At 68.8% G+C, this 5,261-nt stretch carries 2 protein-coding genes; both read right to left on the bottom strand.

Annotated elements, in window-relative coordinates:
• Nucleotides 1-2,030, bottom strand: a 2,030-nt coding sequence (locus CHF16_RS38895) for a type I polyketide synthase (protein WP_089331207.1), incomplete at its 3' end; no start/stop codon positions are given.
• 21 nt (nucleotides 2,031-2,051) lie between these two features.
• The coding region (locus tag CHF16_RS38890) for a type I polyketide synthase (RefSeq protein WP_143228362.1) at nucleotides 2,052-5,261 on the bottom strand (3,210 nt) is incomplete at its 5' end.

The raw sequence follows: 5,261 nt of genomic DNA, 5'->3' as shown, positions 1-5,261 counted from the left end.
TCGTCCAGGGACAGTGCCCCGGCGATGTAGGCGGCGGCGATCTCTCCCTGCGAGTGGCCGATGACGGCGTCGGGGTGGATGCCGTGGTGTTGCCAGAGTTTGGCCAGTGCGGTCATGACGGCGAACAGTGCCGGTTGGACGACGTCGACCCGCTCCAGATCGGGGGCCGCGTCTCGCTGGTGGAGCAGGTCGAGTAGTGACCAGTCGGTGTAGGGGGCGAGTGCGTCGTGGCATGCCTGGATGTGGTCGGCGAACACCGACGATGTGTGCAGGAGTTCGGTGGCCATGCCGGCCCACTGAGACCCTTGACCGGGGAACACGAAGACGATCCGGTTGTCCCCATCGGTGTCGGCCGGGGGTGTGAGGGTGAGGCCGGGTGCGGTCTGTCCGGTGGCGAGCGCTTGTAGGCCGGTGCGGAAGTCGTCCAGTCCGGTCCCGGTGATGACGGCGCGGTGGGCGAAGGAGGCGCGGGCGGTAGTCAGCGTGTATCCGACGTCGATGGGGTCGAGGTCGGGGTGGCGGTCCAGGTGGTCTAGGAGCCGTTGGCCATGGGCGCGGAGAGCTTCGGGGGTCTTCGCCGACAGAGGCCAGGCGAGTGCGAACGCCGACGGTTCCGCATCGGCCTGTGTCCGGGCGGCCTGGGGCGCTGGGGCGGGGGCCTGTTCGAGGATGAGGTGGGCGTTGGTGCCGCTGACTCCGAAGGAGGACACGGCGGCGCGGCGCGGCCGGTCGACCTCCGGCCAGGGCTGAGCTTCGGTCAGAAGTGTGACGGCCCCTGCATCCCAGTTGATGTGGGGGGAGGGCTCGTCAATATGGAGGGTCTCGGGGAGGCGGCCGTGGTTGATGGCCTGGACCATCTTGATGACCCCGGCGACCCCGGCCGCGGCCTGCGTGTGCCCGATGTTGGATTTGAGAGAGCCCAGGTAGAGCGGCTTGTCCCGATGGCGACCGTACGTGGCGAGCAGTGCGTTGGCCTCGATCGGATCGCCCAGGGAGGTACCCGTGCCGTGGGCCTCGACCGCGTCGATCTGGTCGATCGTGAGTTCGGCGTTGGCGAGTGCCCGCCGGATGACGCGTTCTTGTGAGGGTCCGTTGGGTGCGGTGAGGCCGTTGCTGGCGCCGTCCTGGTTGACCGCCGAGCCCTTGATCACGGCCAGGATGTGCCGGCCGTTGCGCTGGGCGTCCGACAACCGTTCCAGTAGCACCAGGCCGGCGCCCTCGGACCATCCCGTGCCGTCGGCGGACGCGGCGAAGGACTTGCACCGGCCGTCCGCCGCCAGCCCCCGCTGACGGCTGAACTCCAGGAACGTGTTCGGTGTCGACATGACGGTGACGCCGCCCGCCAGCGCCAAGTCGCACTCACCGGTGCGCAGCGAGTGGGCGGCCAGATGCATGGCCACCAAGGAGGAGGAGCAGGCGGTGTCGACCGTGACCGCGGGCCCCTGTAGCCCGAGGGTGAAGGACACTCGACCGGACGCGACGCTGCCCGCGCTGCCGTTGCCGATATGCCCCTCGTAACCACTGGGGGGTTGGGGGAAGCGCGATCCGTAGTCGTTGTACATGACCCCGGTGTAGACACCGGTTGAGGTGTCCTTCAGCGAGGTCGGGTCGATGCCGGCGCGTTCGATGGTCTCCCAGGCGACTTCGAGCAGCAGCCGCTGCTGCGGGTCCATCGCCGTGGCCTCACGCGGCGAAATGCCGAAGAACGCAGCGTCGAACTGGTCGGCGTCGTGGAGGAATCCGCCTTCGCGGGCGTAGGACTTCCCGGGGGCGTCGGGGTCGGGGTCGAAGAGGGCGTCCAGGTCCCAGCCACGGTTGTCGGGGAACGGGCTGATGGCGTCGCGCCCCTGCTCGACCAGCTCCCACAGATCCTCGGGCGACGACACACCACCCGGATACCGGCAGCCCATCCCCACGATCGCGATGGGTTCCCGAGCGCGCTCCTCGACCTCACGCAGTCGCTGCCGGGTGTCGCGAAGATCAAGCGTCGCCCGCTTGAGATACTCGCGGAACCTGTCATCGGTCGTCATCGTCGCAAAGTCCCTCTTCGGTCAGTTGGGTCCGCGGAGCTCGTTCTCCAGAAGCGCGAAGAGCTCTTCGTCCGTCGCAAGGTCGGGTTCGCCGTCCTGCCGACCCGTCGTGGGCTGGTTCAGGCGGCTGTTCCAAGCTCTGAGCAGATCCTTGATCCGCAGGGCGATCTCGAAATGGTGGGCTTCGTCGACGACGGCCTCCGAGGTCATGTCGCGGAGCCGGTCGAGTTCGGTGAGCAGGGCCGTCCCGGCATCGGCGGGTTCCGGGGAGAGCTGCTCATGGAGGTGGTCGGCGAGCGCCGCCGGCGTCGGATGATCGAAGATGAGGGTCGCCGGCAGCCGGAGGCCGACGGCCGTGCCGAGCTGGTTCCGGAGCTCGACCGCCGTCAACGAGTCCAGCCCGAGCTCCTTGAACGAGCTGTCGGGGCTGAACTTCTCGCCCGCCGGGTGGCCCAGGACCACCGCCGTCACGCTGCAGACCAGCCGGACGAGTTGCTCGCGCGAGAGCTCGGCCGGAGCCACGGTCGGCGCCGCGGCCCGCCTGCCCTTGCTCGGCAGCAGATGTTGCAGGAGCGGATGGGGGTTCCGCGCCTGCGCGTTCCACCGGGCGGCGATGACGGCGGGAAGACCCTGCATCAGTGCCGTGTCGAAAAACCCGAGTGCGTGTTCCGTGGGAAGCGGGTCGACCCCCAGGCGTGCGGCCCGAGCGTGGTCGGCGCCTGAGAAACGTTTCGTCATCCCGGTCGGCTGCTGCCAGAGACCCCACACGAGGCTGGTGGCCGGGAGTCCCCGGCTGTGGCGGTGATGCGCGAGCCCGTCGAGGAAGGCGTTGGCCGCCGCATAGTTCCCCTGACCGGGTGACCCCAAGGTCCCGGCGAGGGATGAGAAGAGGACGAAGTGAGCGAGGTCCTCGTCCTTGGTGAGTTCATGCAGGTGCCAGGCAGCGTCGGCCTTGGACGCGAGGACCGTGTCCATCCGCTCGGGAGTGAGTTCGGTCAGGACGGAATCGTCGATGACTCCGGCGGCGTGCACGACACCGGTCAGGGGATGCTCGGCCGGCACCGTGGCCAGAAGGTCCGCCAGCGCGTCCCGATCGGAGATGTCGCAGGAGGCGATGGCGGCGTCGGCGCCGAGTTCGGTGAGTTCGGCGTGGAGCTCGCGGGCACCAGGCGCTTCGGGCCCCGACCGGCTGGCGAGGAGGAGGCGCCGCACGCCGTGCCGGTCGGCGAGGTGCCGGGCGATGATGGCGCCGAGGCTGCCGGTGCCGCCGGTGACCAGGACGGTTCCTTCGGGAGCGAACGGCGCCGGGCTCGGGTCCTGGCCGGTCCGGGGCGTCCTGGCGACCTCGGGGACGAGCAGCTCTCCGCCACGGACGGCAACTTGGGCGTGGCCGCTTGTGAGCGCGGCCGGGATCGCGGCGACGCTCTCCGGGGCGCGGTCGAGGTCCAGCACCACGAACCGGTCGGGGTGCTCGGTCTGAGCCGTGCGCATCAGACCCCACACCGCGGCTTGAGCGATGCTCTCCACCGTGCCGTCCGCACCAGCCGGGACGGCCCCATGGGTGAGCACGACCAGGCGACAGGCGTCCAGCCGGTCCTCGGCCAGCCAGGCATGGAGGAGCTCCAGGACCTCGGGGACAAGTCTCCGGGCGTCGGCGGGAGCCCGGTCTGTGTCGTCAGGGCAGACCCAAGCGGCGAACGCGGGGACAGGCGTCCCGGCCTCGATGGCCGCGACGAGGTCGGCCACATCGTCGTGCCGCGAGGCCCGTACGCTCTCCGGCAGGTCAACGGGCTGCGGTGCATCGCGGTCGCCTATGAGGACGCATGTCGGCTCAACCTGCGAGGCCGGCCGCTCCTCCGCCTTCCACACCACCTGATAGGACGGGCTCTGCCGCCTGGCGCTGAGCTGTTCGCGATCGATCGGCCGCAGCAGCAGGGAGCCGACAGTCAGCACGGGCTCGCCATCGGCATCGGTGGCGGTGATGCGGACCTGGTCGTCGGCGGTGGGCTGGAGGTGCACGCGGAGGGCGGTGGCCCTGGTGGCGTGGAGTGAGACGTTCTGCCAGGAGAAGGGGAGCTTGATCGGGTCGTCGGCGGACCCGGAGAGGGCGAGGGGGTGGAGCGCGGCGTCGAGGAGGGCGGGGTGGACGCCGTATCCGGTGGTGTCGGTGTCCTCGGGGAGGACGATGTCGGCGTAGAGGTCGTCGCCGTTCTGCCAGGCGCGGGTAAGGCCGCGGAACGCGGGACCGTAGTCGTAGCCACGTTCGGCCAGGTCGCCGTAGAAGCCGGTGAGATCGACGTGAGCCGCTCCGCGGGGCGGCCAGTTCTCTTGGACGGCGGAGGTCTCGATCTCCGGTGTCGTCGCCAGCGTGCCGACCGCATGCCGGACCCAAGACGGGTTCTCCCTCGCGTCGGCGGGCCGGGAATGGATGCTGATCGCACGACGTCCGTCGTCATCCGCGGGCGCCACTTCGACCTGCAGGTGAACAGAGCCCTCGTCCGGGACGGTCAGTGGGCTTTCGAGGGTGAGTTCCTCGACGGCAGGAGTCTCGGCCCGAGCGGCGGCATAAAGCGCCAGGTCGACGAGCCCGGTTCCGGGAACGAGAACGACACCGTGAACGGCGTGCTCCGCCAACCAGGGGTGCGTGCGGATTGAGATCCGTCCGGTGAGAAGAAGAGCACCACTGCCGGATACCTCTATGGCGGCTCCGAGCAGAGCGTGTTCGGCAGCAGCCTGCCCGATCTCCGCTGGATCCCCGTCGCGGTCATGCGTGCGAAGCCAGTGGGTGTGGTGTTGGAAGGGGTAGGTGGGGAGCGGTGGGAGTGTTTTGGGAGTGGTCTGTTGTGGGTTGGTTCGTGGTGGTGTGGTGGTGTGGTGATGGGTGTGGATTTGGTTGATGGCGTGGTGGAGGTTGTGGACGTTGCTTTGGTGTTTGTGGAGGGTGGTGATGGTGTGGGTGTTGGGTTCGGTAAGGGTTTGGTTGGTGGGCGGTGTGAGAGTGGGGTGTGGTCCGATTTCGAGGTAGGTGGTGGTGCCGTTTTCTTGGAGGTGTTCGATGGCGTGTTGCCAGTGGGTGGTGTGGGTGAGGTGGTTGGTCCAGTAGGTGGGGTCGGTGAGTTGTTGGGTGGTGGCTTGTCGGCCGGTCTGGGTGGAGATGGTGGGGGTGTTTGGGGGGTGGTAGGTGAGTTGCCGGGTGGTGTGGTGGAGTTTGTCGAGGATGGGGTTGAGGAG

The organism is Actinomadura meyerae, from assembly GCF_900188445.1.
Classification (GTDB): domain Bacteria; phylum Actinomycetota; class Actinomycetes; order Streptosporangiales; family Streptosporangiaceae; genus Spirillospora; species Spirillospora meyerae.
Note: the sequence above shows the minus strand (reverse complement) of the source record. Positions and strands in the feature narration are given on the sequence as shown.